The sequence below is a fragment of the Arthrobacter sp. HMSC06H05 genome, from assembly GCF_001807395.1.
Lineage (GTDB): Bacteria > Actinomycetota > Actinomycetes > Actinomycetales > Micrococcaceae > Pseudoglutamicibacter > Pseudoglutamicibacter albus.
The window spans coordinates 68,571-90,782 of the sequence record NZ_KV788980.1; the positions used below are offsets into that span (position 1 = coordinate 68,571).

Genomic DNA, 22,212 nt, shown 5'->3' on the forward strand with positions numbered 1-22,212 from the left:
GCGAGTGTATAGCGCGTTTGCCCTGACCTGCGGAAATGCTTTCCTCTCTTTCGACTGAGCGAGCGTTTGCGTTAGCAGGCGTTGATTTGGTCGAGGCGGACGCTATGGTCGGCGGCTTCGGTAACGAGTTCAGCGTCGTGGGTGATGACGATGACGACGGCACCGGTATCAGCGAGTTTGCGCATCACTTGTGAGATCGCGACGAGGTGCTTGTAGCCCACACCTGATGTCGGCTCGTCGAAGATGTAGACCTTCTTGTTCGCAGCAAGTGCTGTGACGATGACAAGGCGTTGGCGTTGCCCACCAGACAGTGCTTGCGGATGATCGGACTCGTGGTCGGTGAGGTCGAGTTCTTTAAGGATCGCGTGGGCGTCGATGTGTTGTTTTTCGACTCTGGTTGCCCCGAGCGTAACTTCGTCAATGACTGTGTCTGAGAATAGCTGCCGGGTGGGATCTTGCATGACAAGGTATGCGTCCCGGCTGGTGAATTTTTGCCCATTGAGTGTGATGGATGCACCTTTGGCTTTTTCGAGTCCGCAGATGATGCGTGCCAGTGTTGATTTGCCTGACCCGCACGGGCCTAACAGTGCGGTGATTTTCCCTGCCGGGAAGAGCAGATGGCCGATGTTGAGAACCGTGTTTCCGTGGCGGTAGGCGAAGGTGAGGTTGTCAATCTCAAGCCCATCTCCTGCCGGTTCCGGAAGTTGTGGCATAGGCACAGTCACTAGGGATCGCAGCCCAAGCTGTTTACGCTCCTCATCTGGCATGGCATAAAACTCCTCGCCGGTTGCGGTGAGGGCGATGTTGCCTTTGTCGAAGCAGTAGACACGGTCAGCAATCCCGGAAAGGAAACTTAGCCGGTGTTCAGCAATGATGATGGTGTGTCCGTCTGCTTTGAGCCTGGCGATGAGTGTGGCGAGTTGGTCGATAACGTCAGCGGACAAGTTCGCGGTCGGTTCGTCGAACACGATCAGCGACGTGTTGTTGCACATGGCGACGGCGCAGGCCACGCGTTGCATCTGCCCACCCGACAGTTGTGTGACGCGGGATTCCAACAGGTCGGCGATACCTAACTCGGCTGCAACCTCGTCAATGCGGGCACAAATCTCTTGAGGGTCGCGGCCGAGGTTTTCTGGGCCGAAGGCGAGTTCTTGGCGCACGTGGGTGGTGTAGAACTGGGTGCGCGGGTTTTGAAACACTGTCGAACAGTGGTGGGCAAGCTCTGATAGATCTACTCGTGCCACGTCAATGTCGTCGACTGTGACGCTTCCGGTAAGGTCGCCGTCGTGGAAGTGCGGGATGAGCCCGTTAAACAGCCGCAACGCGGTGGTTTTCCCCGACCCTGACGCACCACACAGCAAGGTGACGGTTCCAGGTGTGATGGTGATGGTTACGTCATTGATTGAGGGGTGGTCTGCTCCCCGATAGGTGAAGGTGACCCCAGTTGCTTGGGCTGTTGTCATAGGACGATTCTCCATATCGCGAAGCTGATAACGATGAGCAGAATGACCGCGTCGATCACACGGAATTTCACGACCGTGACTGAGGTGGGCTTTGCGGTTCCGCCCAGTCCGCGTACAAGGGCAGCAGATGCCAGTTCGTCTCCGCTGCGTACCACGGTCGATAGCAGCGGGATTGTGAAGTACTGGGCCGCACGCAGGGAAAGCGCGGACATGCCGCGTAATTTCATGGCATCTGAGATCGCTTTAACCTCGTGGCCGATCACGGGCAGCACACGTAACGCGACTGAGATCGGGATCGTGAAACAGGTCGGGATTCGTGAGCTGGCGAGTGCTTTTTGCAAGGTGGCAGGTCGGATCACACCGATCGCGTAGGCTCCCATTCCTGCGCTGACACTGAATCGCCACATCCACTGCAAAAACAGCACGAGGAACGCGCTGGCCGTTGACTTCCACACCAGTGGTATCACGAAGACGAGTGTGCCGAGAGCCGCAAACGTGGCCAGGTAGACGGCAACCCAGCTCGGGCGCACGAGCGTGTTGGGGTTGATCGTAGCGCTCGCCAGCATCACGGCGGCGAATCCGCCCAGAGCACACACGAACCACGGCGAGTAGGCACTGTAGATCGTGGTGGAGACGATGACGAGCGCTACGATAATCGTGCGCGGGTCGGGAAGTTTAGACAAGACCGGCCCGTTCAAAGTGTTTGCGCGCCACCCGGGTTCCCAACAGACCAGCAAGCCAGCCAACGATGAGCATCACGACGAAGAAGCCCAACAGAATCGGAATCGTGACAACCTGCGCCATCTTCGCGGCATACTCGGCACCCATTTGTTCGGCGATCTGCGACATATATGCGTCTTGGTTCATAAATAGCGGAATCCACGGGGAAACATAGATCGGCAGGATAAACAGTGCATATGCCAGCGGGACACGAACTTTCACGCTCTTCGGCCCCTTGGTGATCACCAAGTCAGCGAGCAGGCCGAACACAGCGGCGATCGCAATTCCTCCCACCCAGTGACCCGTTACGAAGAAGAGGACTTCGATGAGGATCAGCATGATTGTCAATGCCCCCATCTTCGGAGTGCGGGCAGTAAACAGCGCGAACACGGTGCCGTTGACGAGAATGGAGAGTAAGAAACCGGCATACATGGCAGCCGGAATGAACCCGAGCATTCCGAATGCAAACACGATGACAAACATCAAAGCGGTGAAGACGCCGATATTGATGAAGTCGCGCGTGTTTAGGCGCGAGGACGTGGGTGTGGACATAGTTATTCCTTTCATGATTGTGAACAGTGCTGTGTTTTAGACGAGTTGCCATCCGGCGGCGTTGATGCGCTCTTGCCAGAAATCGCGGTATTGACCTGGCTGGTTGACCAGCTCGTCGTGGCACCCGCGCTGGGCGATACGCCCACCGTGGGAGAGCACAATGATTTGGTCAGCTTGGCGAATGGTTTCAAGTTTGTGGGCGATCACGATCAGTGTGGAGTGCTTGCGTAGCTCGTTCATCGCCGCAACAATGTTGGCTTCATTTTCCGCATCCAACGCGCTGGTGGCCTCATCGAACAGCGCGATCGGGGCCTTCTTCACCAAGGCGCGGGCGATAGAGACGCGTTGGCGTTCCCCACCTGACAGTGCGCGCCCGCCAGCACCCGCCAATGAATTCCAGCCGTCTGGGAGCCGGTTGACGATTTCGGTCACGCCCGACAGGTCAGCGGCCCACCTGATTTCTTCATCGGTAGCTTCTGGGTTGCCAAGGCGAATGTTGGCTTCGAGCGTGTCATTGAATAAATAGACGTCTTGGAAAACGAGAGACACCTGGCGCATCAAATCTTCGGTGGTCTGCTCGCGCACATCAACCCCGCCAACGTATACGCTGCCGGACTGCACATCCCAGAAACGTGCAACCAACCTCGCGATTGTGGTTTTTCCGCAGCCGGAAGGGCCAACCAGGGCACACATGCCGCCTTGCGGGACATGGAAGGAAATATCACAAAGAACCGGGGTGTCCGGATCGTAGCCGAAGGCGACGTCCTCGAAACGAACATCACCAGGAGCGCTCACCGGTGTGGAGACATCGGGTTCGGACAGTTCGGGAGCGTCCATGATCTTGTCGACGTGATTCATTTGCTGGCGGCGTTCTTCCAGCCCGGTCATGCAGCCACCGATGTCTTGGAGCATGGTGGTGAACCGCAGGCACATGCCGATGGTGACCACAGCGTTCAACGCATTCATCTGCCCGCCGAGGGCGAGTTGGGCGGTCAGCCAAATCATTACCACGACAAGGGCTTGGACGAACATTCCGTTTATCAGGTTCGCTAATGTTTCGATCCACAGTGCTTTGCGGCTTTTGCGGTCAGCCTGTTTGAATGCCCGATCAAGGGCCGGGTAGTCGTCGGCGACATGGCAGGAGCGCAGCGCGCCTTGGCAGGTGGAGAATTCGACCATGCGAGCCGCCAGCTCCGATTCTGCTGGTTCGGAAACCTGTTTGCCCTTATCGAGAAGCACACGGGAGATATGAAGGAAGGCGAGCATGATCGGGAAGGCGATCGTCAAGGTCAGTCCCAGTCGCCAATCCCAGAACCACGTGCCCACAGTGATCACCAGCACGGCTGAGAGTTTTTGGACGAGGGAGAAAATGAAATGTGCCGCCGACTCGCCCAAGTTCATCATTTCCTGGGTGACCATGCGCGACAGCCGTCCAGAACTACCCGAATCAAACACTCCCAACGGTAGGCGGGCTACCTTGTTGCCGACCGCTTGGTGTACGTCGTGAATGAACCCGAGCGCGCCGATATAGCCGGTGCGCATGCCATAAAACTCCGTGCCCACGCCCAGCATCGCGATTACCGCCAAGGCGATGAGCCAGCCCCAAAACGACAGCCCCCACACCGGCATTCCGGTCGCTAGGGCGCTTGCTGCGGGAAGCAGAGTCAGCAGGGCAAAGCCGTGACACAGTCCTGAGACCGCACCCCACGCTTGACCGACCGAGAGGTCTCGCCACGAGGCGGGTTCCATCAAACGCTTAAAGCGTGGCAGCAATAGTTGATTCATCGTGTCATCTCCTCGCATGCACCTTGGGCAAGAAGTGCCTGATAGTGCGCATTACCCAACAGCTCGTCGTGTTTACCGACCACAGCAATGCGCCCGCGTTCCATGACGACAATCTGATCCGCGCCCCTGATCGAGGCCAGTCGGTGGGCGATCACAATCACGGTTCTGCCTTTGGCAAGAGTCGAGAGAGCTTGTTGGATTTTCGATTCCGATTCCGGGTCCGCCATCGCCGTCGCCTCATCCAGCACCAACACTGGGGCATCAACCATGAGCGCCCGGGCGATCGCGATACGGGCTGCCTGCCCGCCCGAAACGTGGGTATCCTCACCCAACACAGTGTCGTAACCATCTGGCAGGCTCATGATGAACTCGTCGATCTGCGCCGCCCGCGCCGCCTGCCGCACCTGATCCAAGGTTGCGTCTGGCGCGCCAAGAGCGATGTTGTTTCGAATGGTGTCGCGAATAAGCTGTGCATCTTGCAGGACGAATGCGACCGTCGAATACAACACATCCTGGGAAATGCTCTTTAGATCAACCCCGCCAATAGTGATCGTGCCAGCATCTGGATCATCGAAGCGGGCAATCAAACTCGCCAACGTCGACTTTCCCGCGCCCGAAGGCCCAACCAGCGCGGTCACCGTGCCTGCCGGAATGCTCAAACTCACCTCGTCTAACGCTTGGGTCTCGTCATAGGCATACGACACACCCCGAATCTCGATACCATGACCCTTTGGCGTCTGCGGCATATCTGGCTGAGGCAATGCCGGTAGCTCCATGACGTTCACCAGCCTCACTGCCGCAGACCCTGCGAGCTGGTACGACCAGGCGATGGTTGCGACTGCCATCAACGCTCCCGGCAACACCAAGGCGATCAACGTCGTCGTTATCACCTCGTAGATGCTCACCCAACCGGCGTTCATCATCAACGCGCCACCGCCAAGGTTCACGATCAACAACACCGGGATCGACACCCACGAAAATGAGGCGACCGACATCGACACCAGCGGCATGCACCACGCCCGGTAGAACTTAGAAAACTCGTTAGCTGCATCTAAATAGGCTTTATGTGCTTGGCCGACCTTGCCGAACGCTTTCACCACTGAGATACCGGCAACGAACTCGGCCATCGTTGCCGAAACCTGAGCGAGCTTGGTGTCCATTTGTGCGGTCTTCTCATTCATCCCACGCATCGACATGCCATACATGCCCACATAGATCGGAATCGTCGCGATCGACAGCAGAGCGAGTCGCCAATCCACCACGAACGCATAGGCCAACAAGGCGAGCGGGGATACGATCGCGTTCAGTTTCTCAATCGGCCCGTGCGCGATCACTGTGTGCACCGTGGCCGTATCATCCTGAATGGTCTTGCGGATCTTCCCCTCACCCTCGCGGGTAAACCACGACAACGGAGCAGTCGACATGCGGGCGGCAATCTGGCGGCGCATCTGGTTACGCAACGACAGGTCAATAAAATGCGTCACGCCCAACGCAACAAAATACAAAGTCAACCGGGCCATGTAAGCAGAAACAAGGAGCATCACGATCCAGTTCACCCGCGCCGGGTCCACCCGGTCTTGCATCAGCGCAGCTCCCAGCTCCACCAAAGCCACATAGGGTGCGATAGCCAACACACCAGAGGCGAACGCTAAGACCTGCGCGACAAACAGCTTGCCTTTCACCGGCTGCGATAGCTGACGAATCGCGTTCTGGCCAGCGACAGATTTTTCCTTCGCCGACCCATACTCGCCTTCAACAACCTGATCAATTACACTATCGTCCACGCAAACACCATCCTTATTAGGTAAGGGTAACCTTACTTTATTTCTGGGAGGTGTACCTAACCGTGCACGTCAACTGATATGAGCATCACCCTTTCAGGGCAATCCTCACCTGTTCACCGGTGCGGAACACGAACCGGATCCCGTCCTCGTCTACGATGGCGTGGTCGATGAGAGCGCTCCACTGTGAGGGGCGGAACTCGCTCACAGGTTCGCCCGTCAAATCGCCTAGGGCTGTGGTGATGGCGGCGTGCTTGGCGGTGTTCGCTGCGATATCTGCTTCCAGGCTTGTTTTACGTGCGAGCGTCTTACGGTAGATAGTATCGAGTTCGGTGTAGCGGGCTTGGTAGGCGTCCTGGTTGAGCGCATACCGCTGGTTTTCCGCAATCAGCGCCTCGATCTGCTCGGTCAGCTCCACGATTTTTGTTTGGCAGGCAGCGGCCTGTTCTTCCAAACGGCTCGTACCGAACATGTCGCCAAGCACCTGCGGTAGCTGGCCTTGCTGCGGACGGCGGGCGATCAGTTGATTGAGCGCTTGCACGAAAGAATCCTTGATCTGCTCGTCTTTCACCGTCGCGCTGCTGCAGGGATGTTCGTCTGTGTATTTGTGGTTGCATTGCCAGACTGTGTACTTGTATTTCGTGTTCGACGCCCACGTCTTACGCCCATACCACACCCCACACCGAGCACATTTGAGCCGGGTGGAGAACAAGCCGACTTTCGCTGACGATATGTTGCCATGCCTGGTGGCGAGCTCGTATTGCACTTGATCCCAGATGCGTGGAGCAATAATCGGCTCGTGGTTGCCTGTTACGTAGTATTGGGGTACTTCGCCTTCGTTGACCTTCATCTTTTTAGTAAGGAAATCGGTGGTGAACGTCTTTTGCAGCAGGGCGTCGCCTTTGTATTTCTCGTTCGACAGGATGGAGCGCACTGTCGATGTCGACCACACTTCTTTCCCGCGTGGGGTGAGGATCTTGCGGGCAGCGAGTTCGGTTTTGATTTCGCTGATGGCCATCCCGTCAAGGAACAGCTGGTAGATCAGCCTGACGGTCGGAGCTTGGGTTTCGTCGATGACGAGGCTGCCGTCTGCTCCTTTCTTGTATCCGAGTAGGGATTTGTAGGGCACCATGACTTTCCCATCTTGAAAACGCTTCCTGTGCCCCCAGGTGACGTTCTCGGAGATCGAGCGGGATTCTTCTTGCGCCAGTGAGCTCATGATCGTGATCAATAGCTCGCCTTTGGCGTCAAAAGTGTAAATATTTTCTTTCTGAAAATAAACCTCGACGCCTGCGTCTTTGAGCTTGCGCACGGTAGTGAGCGAGTCGACGGTGTTGCGTGCGAACCGGGACACACTCTTGGTGAGGATCAGGTCGATTTTGCCTGCCAGGGCGTCATCGATCATGGTTTGGAAACCTTCGCGACGTTTCATGGAGGTGCCAGAGATGCCCTCATCGCAGTACATGCCCGCGAACTGCCAATCATTACGGGAATGAATGTAGGTGGTGTAGTAGTCGATTTGAGCCTCGTAGGAGGAGGTTTGCTCTTCCATCTCGGTGGAAACTCGCGCATACGCGGCCACCCGCCTGTGTGCTGGTACACCAGATGAGGCTGCGGCAGATCGAAGCTTCTTTGTTGCGGGTATCGCTGTGACGGTGCGACTCATGCCAACCTCCCCTCACTGGTTAACCCCACCGGCGTCATGGTTCCATCCGCGAGGTGGAATGTGAGCTGATGCTCGAAGGCCTCGATCATCACGACCTGCTCAGCAACATGGACAGGATCGAAACCCTGGGTGTCGAGCATGTCTGCGCAGGCGTGTTCGAGGAGTGTTTCGCGCAGGTTGTGCCCCCTACAGGGGTTGCCGTTCCCGGTGCAGGCACTCCAACAGCGCCAAAACTTATACGAGGTTCCAGACTTGTAGGTGCGGGTTTTGCGTTGATAGTTCTTCCCGCACGCGCCGCAGCAGATCCGTCCGGTGAATACGCCCGTGTTCTTTGACGGGGTCGCCGCCGGACCCACCTCACGCCTGTGCGCGATTTCTGCCTGCACCGCGTCAAACATCACCTCATCAATGATCGCTGGGAGGGCTTGCTCAACCCAATATCGCGGCAGCTCCATCGTGGTTATCGAGACCAAGGGCGAGCATTTGAAGAACGACGATTCTAACCGCAAGATCAGGCTCGGGCGGGCGTGGGCGAACATGTCCGGCAATGGCTACCGCTACTACATGGTCTTCGAAGACAATGTCACCCCACCCGACGGGGCGGTCACTTTGTCGGAGCTCGTGCGTATCCTCGAAAAGCTGTAGGCGGGAAGGACACCTCTTGGGAGAAGACGAGATGGCACATGCGACAATCGCGCCAACGCTGCGCGGTGACACGTTTGCGTCCACGTTCACCGAGGTGCATCATTCGAACACGTTAGGGCTTCGAAACGACGAACAGTTACGCCTGTTCCACCTGTCTGTCCAAAACAACCGCTTCGACCACACAGCCCTCGTCAAGTTCCTCAAACGCAACGTTGGACGCTACGTCTTCTCCCGCGCCGAATACGAAGGCTATAAGCAACGAGACGATCTCGAAGAGGTCGCTCTCGACGCGGTGAACCGGATGCGTTCACAACAAGACGGCATGGGGCTGGGCGAAATCTTGCTCTACGTCCTGCTCGAACAAATCCTCGAAGCACCCAAAGTGCTGAGCAAGATCGAGCTCAACCAAGCCCAAGGCAAAATCCGTAGTCAATGCGATGCCATCCACCTACTCACACCAGACGGTCAGCGAACCACCAGCAGTATCGTGTTTGGAACCTCCAGCGTGGTCGGCAACATTGGGGATGCTATCACTGCAGCATTCGACCGCGTTGTAGATATAGAACAGAATCGCTCAGACGAGGTTCAGCTCGCCGAGCAGACCGTGTTCACCAAGACCCTCGACCCAGCAACAGCAAGCTACGTGAAAGATCTGCTAATCCCGAAGCCGGGTGGGGCACCCGTGTTCGATACTGCCTATTCGATGTTCCTGGGCTACGACATCGGTTTAGATCCAAAGAACTATGGCAACCAGCAGTATCGGTCTGCACTCGATCAGAAAATGCAGGGTGATATCGCAGCGCACGCCCAAATGATCGCCAACGAGATCAACACCCGAAACCTAGATAACTACTCGTTCTACATTTACGTTTTGCCCCTCAATGAAGTAGACGTTGACGCGGTCGCAATCATGGATGGGCTCGTGGACGGGCCAGGTGGTAGCCATGTCTGACAAGCAAGTAACCGTCGGCGATCTCGTATTTTCCGACATCGACTCCAACGAATTCCTCAAACAGCTGTACGCAAACCTGCTCCACAACTACGGCTTACATCGATTAGGGCTGGCGAATCGTCAACCATACGACGTGGATCTTGAAGCAGCCCTGCGGTTCGCAGACCTGCTCTCGAAATCAACCCACCCCACCAACCGTGACCAGCATAGGGTATGGGCGCAAGAAATCGCACTCCTCTGCCACATCCTCTACCCACAAGATGCACAAACGAAAGCATACGTTCCTGCAATCTTCACCACACTAGGCAACTACCCAGGCCTGAAGCAGTTGGGCGTGACTTCCGATGCAGGCATCCTCGACGCCGCATTCAACGCCTACCAAGCCGAATACCTCACCGTGCCCGGTGACAAAACGATGAAGTTCTTCGCGCCGCAAAAGAAAATCTACGACCGCCTCACCGACGGCAAGTTTTCCTTCTCAGCCCCAACATCCTTGGGCAAGTCCTTCATCATGCGCACCTTCATCACCAACCAGATCAAATCCGGGGTGACAGCCAACTTTGCGATCATCGTGCCGTCAAAAGCGCTGATTAACGAGACCCGATCGAAACTGATCGCTGACCTTGGCGAAGACCTAGAACGACACAACTACCGAATCGTCAGTGCCGCCGGTGACATCGTGCTCGAAGGCGATCACAACTTCATCTTCGTACTCACCCCAGAACGTCTGCTTTACCTTCTGATCGGCAAACCTGCGATCGAATTCGAGTACGTCTTTTTCGACGAATCACACAAACTCTCATGCAAGAACAGCCGCGCCCCGTTCTACTACCAAACCGTGACAATCCTTCAACACCGCCACAGGCCACCGCACTTCGTCTTCGCTTCACCCAACATTCCCAACCCAGAGGTATTCCTAAGGCTGGTTGATCCTAACTCTGACGAGAATGAGACCAACGCGGTCGCAACGCAGTATTCGCCAGTCGCGCAGTTCAAATACCTCGTCAACCTGCACGAGAACACCATTTCCAGTTACAACGACCACACCCAAGAATTCACGCACCTAGCCTCGCTTCAAGCTCAGGACGCTACCGCACAGGATGTAACCCGATTTGTTAGTGAATCATCACGAGGTTCAGATCATCGTGGGCAAACCATCGTGTTTCATGCTGCCCGACATCACGCAGTGCAAGCGGCGCGTGACTATGCCCAGGGTTTGGCAGACCTCAACGATAAAGACTTGGACGCTCTCGCAAAAGATATAGAACGCGACGTCCACGAGGACTACTACCTCAGTGGTCTCATCCGTAGAGGCGTCAGCTACCATATCGGCTACCTTCCACCAGCAATCCGCGAACGCATCGAAGGTCTGTTCCGCGAAGATAAAATCTCGACACTATTTTGTACCAGCACGCTTCTACAAGGAGTCAACCTTCCCGCCGACAACCTCGTCATCACAACCAACAAAATCGGCAGAGCAGGAATGACAGCAGTCGACTTTAAGAACCTGATCGGCCGAGTCGGGCGTATCGAGTTCAACCTCTACGGCAACGTATTCATCATCGTGGGCGACCAACTTGCATCCGAGCGACAGGCCAAGGAACTCCTGCAAGCGAATGTTCCTGCACAGAAGCTATCTGTGCAAACTGACTCACAAATTATCAGCAAGAAAATGAAGCAAGGAGTCGTTGCTGATCTTCAAGAAGGACAGATTGAGTTCGCCAAGGGAGATGAAAGCTACGAGCGCTACAACATGAAGCGCAAATTCGGCCTCATGCTCTTGCGCGACATCACCACAGGACGTCAAAGCCTAGTGCGTGAAGAATTCTCCGACTACCTCGACGACCAAACCGTCAGCCAAATCCGCGAATCCTTCGCGCACCGAGAAGGGCAACAAGACGACGACATCAACGTATCTGTCGACCAAGCAGAATCCTTAACTCAAGCTGTCCGAGCCGGACTCAAATACCCACACATCTCCCCGGACGGGAAGTTCAACTACGACGAAACTCTCGCGTTTCTCCAAAGGCTCGCCTCAATCTTCAAATGGCGCGTCTACGACCCCGAAACACTCGGAAAAACAGATAAGTACAGCAACCAACTCACGATGCTGCGCTGGTACACCGTATTACTCACACAATGGATGGAAGGTCACGGACTCCGTTCGATCATGAACCGTGCCCTCCAGTACCGCCTGCAACAAGGAACGCTCTACATCAAAGGGCAAGGAGAGATCCGTTACGAGAACACGCTCCAGCACCGCAACATCGTTATCAGTGAAATCCTGAAAGTTCTTGAAGATGTCATCCTCTTCAGTCTGTCGAACTACTTCCTCAAATTCTCCAACGAATACAAGAAGGTCCACGGAGTAGAGCAGTTCGACAATGACTGGTACGAGTACATCGAGTACGGCACAACAAAGCAGGAAACTATCCTTCTCCAACGGCTAGGATTCACCCGCGAGAGCGCCACCTACATTCGAACCAACGTCTCCAATGCAATCTTCCTTCACGAAGAAAAGCCTTACCTGAACCCGATTCTCCTCGAAAGCTCGAACATCAACGTCCGCAAAGAAGCCAACGAAATCAGATACAACGTGCCAGAAGCCTTCTCGATGCCAGATTTTATGTTCTAACCCCCGCACTAGGTACCCGCTAACGCAACCCCACCAGCAGACCCCCTCAACCAGAAATATGCACCAAACCAACGAACCGAACGGCGATGAGTACCCTATAGCTGAACCTCCAGCACGCCAGCGAACAGCCCCAGAAGCAACAAACTCCCTGGTCAAAAGGGGTTCAGGAACTCACGCGGCTTTTATCATTTTCGACGTCTAAGTATCTAGAAAAACGCCGGCTTTTCAAAGCCGGCGTTTGCGTTAACGGATACTTCCTGCGGGAGGTAGTGTGTAGGTAATCGTTCAGCCCGCCTCGACTCCGGTCGAGAGTGGGCTGGATCTTTTCTATCGAAAAGCCATCCCGGGACACGGTGGCGCGTTCCTTTAGGTCAGCTGTGTTTCTCCTCACGGTTTACTGCTAGCATTCTCGAAATACTCGTTCTTTTTCTTCTAGCCTCGAGGACGCACCATGGCTACACATCATGAGAATAGCGGCGACGCAGTTACCACCCCGGCGGGCAAGCCGCACCTGACAAAGGGCAACCGTACCGCGCTGATGGGCGCCATGTTCTTGATGGCGACCTCCGCCATCGGGCCTGGTTTTATCACTCAGACCACCAATTTCACGGTCCAGCTGGGCGCTGCGTTCGCGTTCGCGATCCTCGTGTCCATCCTCGTGGACATCGCGATGCAGTTGAACGTGTGGCGCATCATCGGCGTATCCGGCCTGCGCGCGCAAGAAATCGGCAACAAGGTCCTGCCCGGTGTGGGGTGGGTCCTCGCGATCCTCGTGTTCATCGGTGGACTCGTGTTCAACATCGGCAACATCGGCGGTACCGGCCTCGGCGTCAACGCGATGTTCGGCTGGGATCCGCGCATCGGCGGCGGGATCTCCGCGGCGATCGCAATCCTCATCTTCCTCTCCAAGCGGGCAGGTATGGCCCTGGACCGCATCGTGGTTCTGCTCGGCGCGATCATGATCCTGCTGATGCTCTACGTCGCGATCGTCTCCGCCCCACCCGTCGGCGAGGCCCTCAAGAACACCGTGATGCCTGAGCAAGTCGATTTCCTGGTCATCACGACGCTCATCGGCGGGACGGTGGGCGGCTACATCACGTTCTCGGGCGCGCACCGCATGATCGATTCCGGCATCAAAGGCCCCGACGCTGTACGGCAGATCTCCGTGAGCTCGGTGCTCGGCATCATCGTGACCGGCATCCTGCGCGTGCTGTTGTTCCTCGCGATCCTCGGAGTTGTTGCGACCGGCGTGACACTCGCGCAAGACAACACTGCCGCGGACGCGTTCTACCACGCCGCCGGGGAGATCGGCCTGCGGATGTTCGGTGTGATCCTGTGGGCGGCCGGCCTCACCTCCGTGATCGGCGCGTCCTACACCTCGGTTTCGTTCATCACTAAGCACGATTCGAGCCCTCGCCTGCGCAACATCCTCACCGTCGCGTTCATCGCGGTCTGCGCGATCGTGTACCTCATCATCAACCAGGCGCCACAGACCCTGCTGATCTTCGCTGGCGCGTTCAACGGCCTGATCCTCCCTATTTCGATGACGGTGTTGCTCTACGCTGCGTGGTTCCGCCGCGATCTGCTCAACGGCTACAAGTACCCGGCGTGGCTGTTGTTGATCGGCGTGTTTGCTTGGCTGCTCACGCTGTTCCTCGGATGGAACTCGCTTGGCGGGCTCGCCAAGCTCTGGGCATAAATAGCTAGGGCCTGATGCGTGAGAGCATCAGGCCCTACGCTTGTACTAAGCGGAGGAATAAGCAGGCGGACGAAGGAGAACAGATGAACCCCACGGCGGTGAACAGCGCTGACCCACACAACGGAGCCGGCGACGATGTGGCACGCTTGAGCCCGGCGGAAGCTCGCGCGCGCTTCCGCGCAGGCTTGCGACGGCCTACCGCGGGCTTCAGCGACGGTTGGGCGCAAGCCAACCTGCTTATCGTGCCGCAGGATCTGGCGTTCGATGTTTTGCTGTTCGCGCAACGCAACCCGAAACCGTGCCCCGTGCTCGGCGTCCTGGAGGCCGGCGCCACCTCGGGGCCGTTGCTGGCCGGCGGCGACATCCGGACCGACGCACCCTCCTACACCGTGTACCGGGATGGCGAGCTCGTGGACACTCCTTCGGATGTGCTGGATTATTGGCGCGATGACCTCGTGACATTCATCATCGGGTGTTCTTTCACGTTCGAGGCGCCGCTGCTGGAGGCGGGCATCCCGGTGCAACACATCGCGCAGGGCTGCAACGTGCCGATGTACCGCACGAACATCGCGTGCGAACCTGCAGGCCGGATGTCGGGGCCGCTCGTGGTTTCGATGCGGCCCATCCCCGCGGATCGTGTGGCCGATGCGGTGCGGATCAGCTCCCGCTACCCGGGCGTGCACGGCGCGCCAGTGCACGTGGGGCATCCGGAAGCGATCGGAATCAAGGACCTTGGGGCGCCGGACTTCGGGGACCCCGTGGAGATCCCTGACGGCACGGTTCCGGTGTTCTGGGCGTGCGGTGTGACCCCGCAGGCGGCCGTGATGGCGTCGAAACCCGAGTTCGCGATCGGCCACGGCCCAGGGCACATGCTCATCACCGACCTCAAGAACACAGACCTGCAAGTTCCCTAGTGGGCGGGGACCCGTAGTAGGCAGGAGTCCATCCGAGGCAGGAAACATAACCCCTGTCCCTCTGAGGACAAAAGTTTCGATCTCCAGTTTCGTCTCATTCATCCAATGGCTCATACGTTCTCAACGTACCGTGGATAAAACTGCACAACGTGCCCCTTGGACACCGCAGGCTTATGTTTGACACCGTTATATGCTCCTGAGTTCCACAACGCATGACGGATTGGCGGGGTCATTACATAAGTAGCTTGAGAACAGCTTGGGCTCCAACCACTCTCAGCCTCTGTTAGCTGGCAACCCAACAGGTCTAATAGTTATCCTTTCGCGGCGTAGCCCCGCTTCCAATACCCCATGAATGACACCTGATTTCTCGGAACTTGGCATTCCTTCACCAGTAGCCTCCGCATCCGAACCACCACGGAAGACTCACCTGCAATCCAGAAGTAGGTCCCGGCTAGCGTCGGATCTAGGGGCTCTGTGTTGGCCTGGTCTTCGCTTCTGCCATAGGAAATATCTTCACCGGACTGCGAAAAGCTTGGGGTCTCCCACACCAGAACGCTGGCGTCATTTTCGCCTGCCGGTGTGGTGGTTGGCGATGCATTCCTTTCGAGAACGTTTGACGGCGATTCTCGCGGGGCCTGGCTTAGCGCATTGTCGACAATCTTCACCAGACTGGAGTACAGCTGCTCGCCCGAAGAGTCGCGCTCATCTTCCGCTCGCGCCAGCCACTGTACTGAGACTCCAGGCGGTACTTCTAGTTGCTGAGCATCGCTTGTACATGGAATCTCAACAAACACGTCTCCCTGTACTCCCTCAGGCCATTCCTCCAGAGTCTTGGCAATTGCCGGCAAGGCAGTTTCGTCTCCAAGCATCACGATGCGGCTACTAGTTCCAGGGGCGAATTCGATGCCGTGGCCGGACTCATCGTCTCGTGTCGGTGCGATGATGAGCAGCTCGTCACCGACCTGTGCCTTTGTAGCCCAAACAGACGCTGGTCCAGCGGCATGGGGGTGCAACACGAAATCGATGTCGAGTTCATCAGGAGTGTTGTTTGACAAGTCGCGTCGAAAAGCGCGGATTGAATACGTGCGGATATGACCGCGAGTTTGGGGGTCAAGGTCTTTCCATGCAGTGAGCCAGTTCTCCTCAGGCAGGTCTGGAAGCTGACCCTTGGTTGGGATAAGGACTTTGATACGGACGTCTCGAATCGTGTCCTTTGGCCCGACATTCTCCACGCCGTGAAGTGTTAAGCGCTGAAAGTGCGGGGAAATCTGTCGGGTGCGGGCAACGCGAACGCGATGTGGCTGGTATCCCATAGGAATCCTTAATCTGATGAGTTGTTTACATCTACTGAGCTAGTTTTGAGTGATGTCGCCCAATGGGCGTAACCGTGGGTAGCCCTGAGACCGGATCGGTAATAATCCGCGATTCGAGGTCGAACGCTTCTCTGGTTAGCTCTTGTGTGAGCACGTCGACAGGCGCGCCTGCGGAATGCAGTCGGCCGTCGCGCATGGCGACGAGAACATCCGAATACCGGGCAGCCAGGTTGAGGTCGTGCAGCACCATGATGATGGTGGTGCCATGACGATGATTGAGATCAGTTAGTAAATCGAGGACTTCTAATTGGTGTTTTAGATCTAGGTAGGTTGTAGGTTCGTCGAGAAGCAGCACATCGGTTTGTTGCGCGAGTGCCATTGCGATCCATACACGCTGACGCTGGCCACCGGATAGCTCTTCGAGGCACCGCCCAGCGAGGTCTGAGACTCGGGTAGCTTCCATAGCTTCGGCGACGATGTCGTAGTCGGCTGAACTCCAGCGACCGAGAATTCCCTGGTACGGGGTTCGACCACGGCCGACTAAGTCTGCAACAGTGATGCCGTCAGGAGCGATGGGCGTCTGTGGAAGCAGCCCGAGCCGCTTCGCCAATTCCCGGGAGGAATAGGAACTTAGCTCCTTGCCATCCAGCTCAACGACTCCAGCTGATGGTCGAATCAATCGAGCTAGCGTCCGTAGAAACGTTGACTTGCCACAACCATTTGGTCCGACAATCGAAGTAATCTTTCCTGTCTCGAATGACAAAGTCAGGTCTTTCACGATGGGTTTTTCCCCATATCCAGAAGCAAGGGACTGAGCATTCAGTTGTGCGGCCACGGTGAGTGACTCCTTGGTTTTAGGTGTTGCTGACAGGGATGGTTGCAGCCATCAATACGCCGGGAATGAAACGGTGTTCATGCAATGTGATGAACAAAGTAGAGCTATCGAGATGCTCTGACGAGCAGATAGATCAAAAAGGGGGCCCCGAATGCACCGGTAATAACGCCGACGGGGTAACGCGTACCGAAGAGGTATTGACCGGCTAAGTCCGCGGCAAGTACTAAGAGGGCTCCGACCAATCCTGATGGCACTATGAGGTTCGCGCCGGGCCTGAAGATCCGAATCGCGATGGGGCCTGCCATGAATGCGACAAATGAGATTGGTCCGGTTGCGGATGTCGCCACTGCGATGAGCATGACGGCTCCGACAACTAAAGCCCCACGAAGCAAGTTCACGCGCAGTCCGAGTGAGGTGGCAACGTCGTCTCCAAGCTCCAAGATTGATAGCTTATGCGCGCCAATCAATAGCAACGGCGTCACGGCTAGAACCGTAATAACTAGCGGAAATCCGCGCTCCCAGGACATGTTATTCAACGATCCAGTCAACCAGCGTGTTGCCGTCGGCAGGTCCCACGCGGAAGCCTTCGACAGTACGTAGGTGGTCCACGCCTGCAACATCGCGGCAATGCCAATTCCCGTCAGAATCAGGCGGGTGCCAGTAAACCCCGATTTCAACGCCAGCAGGTAGGTCAGCGCAGCCACGCCTAACGACACCATTAGCGCCACCGTTGACACGGCCGCCTGAGAGGCATGAAATAGCACAATCATGGTCGAACCGGCAGCGGCCGCACCAGCGGAAATACCGATAATGTCCGGTGAAGCTAACTGGTTTCGGAGCATCGTTTGGAAGATGATTCCTGATACGCCAAATGCAAAGCCGGCGACAATTGCAATCGTGGCGCGTGGTAGACGTAGTTCGCCCACTGCGAAGGATGCACCGGGAACAGTGTCACCCTTGATGACGCTGACGACGTCGGCAAGGGTATAGAAGGAATCTCCAAACATGAGGCTCAGCATCCACAGCGCGGCCGTAAGCGTTGCAAGAACCACTAATGTGAGCGTAAAGCGAATTCGGGCTCTGCCACGTTGTTCTTGGATAGAGTTCGCTAGTTCGCTGACCCTGTTCCGCGGGCGCATGTCGGGAACGAGGTGTGTCATAGGTCCCGCATCCTTGTCCGTCGCACGATCCAAATAAACAGTGGGGCTCCGATGAGAGGCATGATGATGCCGACTGCGATTTCGGATTGGTCACCGACGAGGCGCCCAACGGTGTCAGCAAGCGTGAGTAATAATGCTCCTGTCATGGCGCTTGCTGGGATGAGAACGCGGTGGTCGGTCCCAAGGACCATCCGTAGAACGTGGGGGACGATGAGACCGACGAAAGCAATCGGGCCAGTGACGGCAGTGGTGGTTGCGCAGAGCAGCACCGCGCCGAGTGTTGTCAGGACTCGCGTACGGGTTAAGTTGATGCCGAGGCCGGTGGCGACATCATCGCCAAGAGAGAGCGCGTTGAGCCCGCTGCTGTTTAAAAAGACGATGACGAATCCGAGACCAAGCAAAGGAAAGGCGATCTTCAGTGATTCCCACTGCGCACCGCTGACGGAGCCGATTTGCCAGTTGCGGAACGCGTCCATGACATCGGCTCGTGGCAACAGAATGGCACTGGTCAAGCTGGATAGGGCGGCGGCCGTGGCAGCTCCGGCAAGAGCTAGTTTGAGTGGAGTGGCTCCGCCGTGGCCGATTGATCCCACGCAGTAGACAAACACTGCAGCCGCGAATGCACCGATTGATGCAATCAGCATTGTCGGCATCGTGCGAGTGATGTTGAAGAAGGTGATACCGATAACAACTGCTAATGAAGCGCCGGCAAGAACGCCGAATATTCCGGGGTCTGCGAGTGGGTTTCGAGTGACAGCTTGAAATGCTACGCCCGAGGTGGCGAGCGCTGCACCCGCGCACAGTGCTAGCACTGTGCGCGGGATGCGTGTCCATGCTGCTGCCTCTCCCGCGGTGTCGGTAGATCCACCTAAGGCGGAAAGCGCCTCGGTTAACGTAATACTGCGTACGCCAAACATCACCGAGACGACCACCGATATCAGTCCAAGTATCAGCAAAAAACCGAATACAGCTGACTTGGTGGTAATCGAAGGCCGGGGAACGGACTTTGCTGAAACAGCGTGGACTGAGGTTGGCACTGTTACTTCTTCAACCCTTCGTTAAGCGCTCCGAAGTAACGGTCGATGCCCCAAGGGATAGCGAGCGGTGAGGGGTTCGCGGAGGCTCCTAGTGGGCCATCTTCAAGGAAGGCAATGTTGCCGTTCTTCACCGCTGGAATCTTGGAAAGCAGTGGATCTGCCTGCATATCCTTGACCTTCTTTTCCTCCTTGGCTTTATCGCCCGAGGAGTAGGAGATGATGAGATCGACATCATCGAATTGCTCCGGGTTCTCAGTAGAGACTTCTACCCTGAAATTGTCGGCAGTCTTGGACTTTTCCTCGACGATCTTCGGCGCTGCAAGACCGTGGTCCATGAGGAATCCCATACGAGGATCTTCTGTGGAGTAGAAGCTAAGCTTGGATGGGTCTGAGCCGTTGCCGGGGGTGGTAAAGAGTGCCTTCTTACCCTTGAGGTTCGGGTATTTCTCAAGCGCGTCGGCGATAGTGGCATCCAGGTTCTCAGACAACTTCTTGCCTTCATCGGCCTTACCGATCGCCTTGGAGCTAATCAGAACCATGTCTTCCAATGATGTGCCCCATGCCATGTCTGGGTAGGCAATGACGGGTGCAATCTTGGAGAGTGTTTCGTAGTCCTCCTTCGAGATTCCGGAGTAAGTGGCAAGAATAATGTCGGGCTTTGTTTCTGCGACTTGTTCAAACGGAATGCCGTCGGTTTCATCGAAGAGCACCGGTTTCTTGTCGCCGGAGTCTGCGCCGAGTTCCTTCAGCTTGTCTTCAACCCATGGAAGGATGCCATTGTCGTCATCGTCGCCGTAGGTGGCCTTGGTCATACCAACGGGTACCTGTCCCAGAGCAAGTGGGACTTCTTGGTTCGCCCAGCCGACACACGCAATTCGCTGCGGAGCCTCTTTGATAGGGGTCTCCCCGAACCGGTGTTTGATGGTTATAGGGAACTGCGTGGTGGAATCCGAGGCGCTGACGCTACTGGTGTTGTTTTCGCTACTCGCCTCGTTGCTTCCGCAGGCTGTCATAGTGAATGCAATAGCACCGCTGGCCACCGCGGCCGTCAGGGTTTTAAAGATTTTCTTCACGTCGGTCCTTTGTTGTGTGCGGAGAGTTTCGGTGGGTGCCTCCGAGTCCAGCAGTTCGCTGTACTTCGGAAAGAGTAACATAAGGTTAGGCTAACCTAATAAGAGAAGCAACGTCGGACTTAAATTGTCGATATGTGTTGAAGTGACCCTTAGAGGTGCTGCAAAGCACGCCCACGTCAGACCTTCACCGCACGAACAACAAGTCTGAGCCTGCCTGGCGAAGGTCGGGGCCACTGGCTGTTTCGCTGCAAACAGATAGGTTTAGATGAGGCCTCCGCCGAGGCCTCCGCCGAGGCCTCACAGTGGATCTACCTGGCTGCCTGCGGAAGGAGACGCTGAATGGGCAACGTTTCGGCGATGCTTGGTGTACTGTCCGGCTTCACAGCTATCTGGGTTGTGATCGTGGTCGGCTACATTGCCGGAAGGCTCAACGTCTTGGGCCCCGAAGGCCGCTACGTCCTCAGCCGGCTCACGTTCCTCATCGCAAACCCTGCCCTACTGTTCCAAACGATCGCGCGAGCCGACGTCGCTGTCATCTTCGGGCCGCAAGTGTTCATCGCCGCGATCAGCGCGTTCACCGTCATGACGCTCTACGTGCTGATCGCATGCCTAGCCCTCAAACGCAGGTCAGCTGAACTTACCGTGGGCGCGCTTTCAGCCGGCATGGTCAACTCGGCTAACCTCGGCATCCCCATCGCGATCTTCGTGCTCGGCGACGCCACCTACTCCGTGCCGGTCCTGCTGTTCCAGCTCGCGATCCTCCAGCCGCTCTCCCTCATCTGCCTCGATGTTCAGACCCAACGCGTCGGCTCCGGCGTGGTCGGCGCGCTCAAAGGCATCGCAACCAACCCGCTGATCCTCGCCTCACTCGCCGGCGTCATCGTAGCCACCACCGGAGCCACCATCCCAGAAACCGTCATGAACCCCATCGAAATCCTCGGTGGCGCCGCGGTCCCGGCGATGCTCATGGCGTTCGGAATCTCCCTCGTGGGTTCCAAGCCGCTCCAGCACGGCAACGGCCGCCGAACCGACGTCATGCTCGTGCTCACCTTCAAACTCATCGTGCACCCGCTCATCGCGTGGCTGCTGGCCGCCTTCGTTTTCCAGCTCGACTCCGCCGGCATCTTCATGGCCGTAATCCTCGGTGTGCTCCCCACCGCCCAGAACGTGTTCGTGACCGCAACCCACTACAACCAGGGCATGGTCACCGCGAAAGACACCGTACTGCTCTCCACACTGCTCGGGGTGCCGCTCATGTTCATCTGCGCGATGCTGTTCGGGTGAGCGCCCGTCCCACGCAGTCGGCGTACGATGCGGCAGCGGCCCAGCAGGCCATGTAACTGTTGGTGCTCAGCGGCCCATGAAGCGGACCCGGATGCGGCGCACACGGCGCCGCAACTCGCCTTGCGGTGCGTGCCGGTTCCAATGCCACAGGCCCCACAAACCAGCCACCAACGAAATCAGCCCCGCCAAGAAAACAGACGCGCGGGCACCCAAGATCTCGGCCAGCCACCCCATCAAAGGCGCACCAAGCGGCGTGCCACCCATGACCAAAACCATGTACAGCGCCATCACGCGTCCGCGATACCGCGGGTCCACCGTCATCTGCAACGTCACATTGCACGAATTCAAGAACGTCACGGCCGCCCAGCCGGTCGGGATCAGCATGATCGCATACAGCCACAACCACGGAGCCGCACACGCGGCGATCACAGTGATACCGAAACCGATCGCGCCACCCACCACAAACTTCAGCCGCGAACCCTGCCTCCGCGCCGCCATCAACGCGCCAGCCAACGTACCGCACGCCTGGATTGTGCCGAGCAAACCGAACACCTCGGCATCCGCATCGAACACCGTGGTAGCCATAACCGAATTGAACACCGGGAAATTCAGCCCAAACGAACCCACCACAAACGCGAGCACCATAATCATGATGAGCGTAGGCCGCTGCGCAACATACTTGATGCCCTCAACAACCT

19 protein-coding genes are annotated in these 22,212 nt (G+C 56.9%); 6 read left to right on the plus strand and 13 right to left on the minus strand.

Annotated elements, in window-relative coordinates:
- Positions 1 to 71: 71 nt before the first annotated feature.
- The 7 genes from HMPREF3160_RS04465 to HMPREF3160_RS04495 all read right to left on the minus strand — a co-directional run bounded on the left by HMPREF3160_RS04465 (position 72) and on the right by HMPREF3160_RS04495 (position 8,422).
- On the minus strand, positions 72 to 1,463 hold the full coding sequence (locus HMPREF3160_RS04465) for an ABC transporter ATP-binding protein (RefSeq protein WP_070507279.1): 1,392 nt from the start codon (positions 1,461 to 1,463) through the stop codon (positions 72 to 74).
- Positions 1,460 to 2,146, minus strand: coding sequence for an energy-coupling factor transporter transmembrane component T family protein (locus HMPREF3160_RS04470; RefSeq protein WP_035757771.1), 687 nt, complete (start codon positions 2,144 to 2,146; stop codon positions 1,460 to 1,462). Before HMPREF3160_RS04470 ends, HMPREF3160_RS04465 begins: the two co-directional genes overlap by 4 nt.
- Positions 2,139 to 2,735 carry an MptD family putative ECF transporter S component gene (locus HMPREF3160_RS04475; protein ID WP_035757768.1) on the minus strand — a complete coding sequence of 199 codons (597 nt, stop codon included), beginning with the start codon at positions 2,733 to 2,735 and terminating at the stop codon, positions 2,139 to 2,141. The genes HMPREF3160_RS04470 and HMPREF3160_RS04475 overlap by 8 nt, the downstream gene beginning before the upstream one ends.
- 36 nt (positions 2,736 to 2,771) lie before the next feature.
- Positions 2,772 to 4,364 (minus strand): ABC transporter ATP-binding protein, encoded by a 1,593-nt coding sequence (locus tag HMPREF3160_RS04480; RefSeq protein WP_256173969.1) that lies wholly within the window; start codon positions 4,362 to 4,364, stop codon positions 2,772 to 2,774.
- A 152-nt stretch (positions 4,365 to 4,516) separates the two neighbouring features.
- Positions 4,517 to 6,304, minus strand: a complete 1,788-nt coding sequence (locus tag HMPREF3160_RS04485) for an ABC transporter ATP-binding protein (protein WP_070507282.1) — start codon at positions 6,302 to 6,304, stop codon at positions 4,517 to 4,519.
- Positions 6,305 to 6,389: 85 nt separating this feature from the next.
- The gene (locus HMPREF3160_RS04490; RefSeq protein WP_070507283.1) at positions 6,390 to 7,967 is read right to left on the minus strand and encodes a recombinase family protein; all 1,578 of its coding nucleotides are present in this window, start codon (positions 7,965 to 7,967) and stop codon (positions 6,390 to 6,392) included.
- A complete protein-coding gene (locus tag HMPREF3160_RS04495) occupies positions 7,964 to 8,422 on the minus strand; it encodes a recombinase zinc ribbon domain-containing protein (RefSeq protein WP_256173970.1) in 459 nt (152 codons plus the stop codon). Before HMPREF3160_RS04495 ends, HMPREF3160_RS04490 begins: the two co-directional genes overlap by 4 nt.
- Position 8,423: 1 nt before the next feature.
- Here HMPREF3160_RS04495 and HMPREF3160_RS04500 point away from each other — a divergent pair, with 1 nt between their 5' ends.
- From HMPREF3160_RS04500 to HMPREF3160_RS04520, 5 genes are all read left to right on the plus strand, one after another.
- Positions 8,424 to 8,612 carry a hypothetical protein gene (locus HMPREF3160_RS04500; protein WP_256173971.1) on the plus strand — a complete coding sequence of 63 codons (189 nt, stop codon included), beginning with the start codon at positions 8,424 to 8,426 and terminating at the stop codon, positions 8,610 to 8,612.
- Between the two features lie 31 nt (positions 8,613 to 8,643).
- Positions 8,644 to 9,564, plus strand: a complete 921-nt coding sequence (locus HMPREF3160_RS04505; protein WP_070507285.1) for a HamA C-terminal domain-containing protein — start codon at positions 8,644 to 8,646, stop codon at positions 9,562 to 9,564.
- Positions 9,557 to 12,199: a DEAD/DEAH box helicase gene (locus HMPREF3160_RS04510; RefSeq protein WP_218078960.1), complete on the plus strand. Its 2,643-nt coding sequence runs from the start codon at positions 9,557 to 9,559 to the stop codon at positions 12,197 to 12,199. The genes HMPREF3160_RS04505 and HMPREF3160_RS04510 overlap by 8 nt, the downstream gene beginning before the upstream one ends.
- 547 nt (positions 12,200 to 12,746) lie before the next feature.
- The gene (locus HMPREF3160_RS04515; protein WP_141739836.1) at positions 12,747 to 13,898 is read left to right on the plus strand and encodes an NRAMP family divalent metal transporter; all 1,152 of its coding nucleotides are present in this window, start codon (positions 12,747 to 12,749) and stop codon (positions 13,896 to 13,898) included.
- A gap of 83 nt (positions 13,899 to 13,981) precedes the next feature.
- Positions 13,982 to 14,812: a putative hydro-lyase gene (locus tag HMPREF3160_RS04520; RefSeq protein ID WP_070507289.1), complete on the plus strand. Its 831-nt coding sequence runs from the start codon at positions 13,982 to 13,984 to the stop codon at positions 14,810 to 14,812.
- Positions 14,813 to 15,123: 311 nt separating this feature from the next.
- Here the strand turns inward: HMPREF3160_RS04520 and HMPREF3160_RS04525 are convergent, their stop codons facing one another.
- From HMPREF3160_RS04525 to HMPREF3160_RS04545, 5 genes are all read right to left on the minus strand, one after another.
- On the minus strand, positions 15,124 to 16,125 hold the full coding sequence (locus HMPREF3160_RS04525) for a siderophore-interacting protein (protein WP_070491729.1): 1,002 nt from the start codon (positions 16,123 to 16,125) through the stop codon (positions 15,124 to 15,126).
- A 31-nt stretch (positions 16,126 to 16,156) separates the two neighbouring features.
- On the minus strand, positions 16,157 to 16,960 hold the full coding sequence (locus HMPREF3160_RS04530; RefSeq protein ID WP_070491727.1) for an ABC transporter ATP-binding protein: 804 nt from the start codon (positions 16,958 to 16,960) through the stop codon (positions 16,157 to 16,159).
- Positions 16,961 to 17,064: 104 nt separating this feature from the next.
- Complete coding sequence (locus HMPREF3160_RS04535; protein WP_070507291.1) at positions 17,065 to 18,120, minus strand: FecCD family ABC transporter permease; 1,056 nt, start codon at positions 18,118 to 18,120, stop codon at positions 17,065 to 17,067.
- On the minus strand, positions 18,117 to 19,157 hold the full coding sequence (locus HMPREF3160_RS04540; protein ID WP_083285423.1) for a FecCD family ABC transporter permease: 1,041 nt from the start codon (positions 19,155 to 19,157) through the stop codon (positions 18,117 to 18,119). Before HMPREF3160_RS04540 ends, HMPREF3160_RS04535 begins: the two co-directional genes overlap by 4 nt.
- 2 nt (positions 19,158 to 19,159) lie before the next feature.
- Complete coding sequence (locus tag HMPREF3160_RS04545; RefSeq protein WP_035758110.1) at positions 19,160 to 20,230, minus strand: iron-siderophore ABC transporter substrate-binding protein; 1,071 nt, start codon at positions 20,228 to 20,230, stop codon at positions 19,160 to 19,162.
- A 339-nt stretch (positions 20,231 to 20,569) separates the two neighbouring features.
- Between HMPREF3160_RS04545 and HMPREF3160_RS04550 the strand changes: the two genes are divergently transcribed.
- Complete coding sequence (locus HMPREF3160_RS04550; RefSeq protein ID WP_256173972.1) at positions 20,570 to 21,514, plus strand: AEC family transporter; 945 nt, start codon at positions 20,570 to 20,572, stop codon at positions 21,512 to 21,514.
- A gap of 66 nt (positions 21,515 to 21,580) precedes the next feature.
- On the opposite strand, the gene HMPREF3160_RS09830 is transcribed toward HMPREF3160_RS04550, so the two are convergent.
- Positions 21,581 to 22,212: MFS transporter (locus HMPREF3160_RS09830; RefSeq protein WP_176744702.1), on the minus strand; the 632-nt coding region annotated here is incomplete at its 5' end.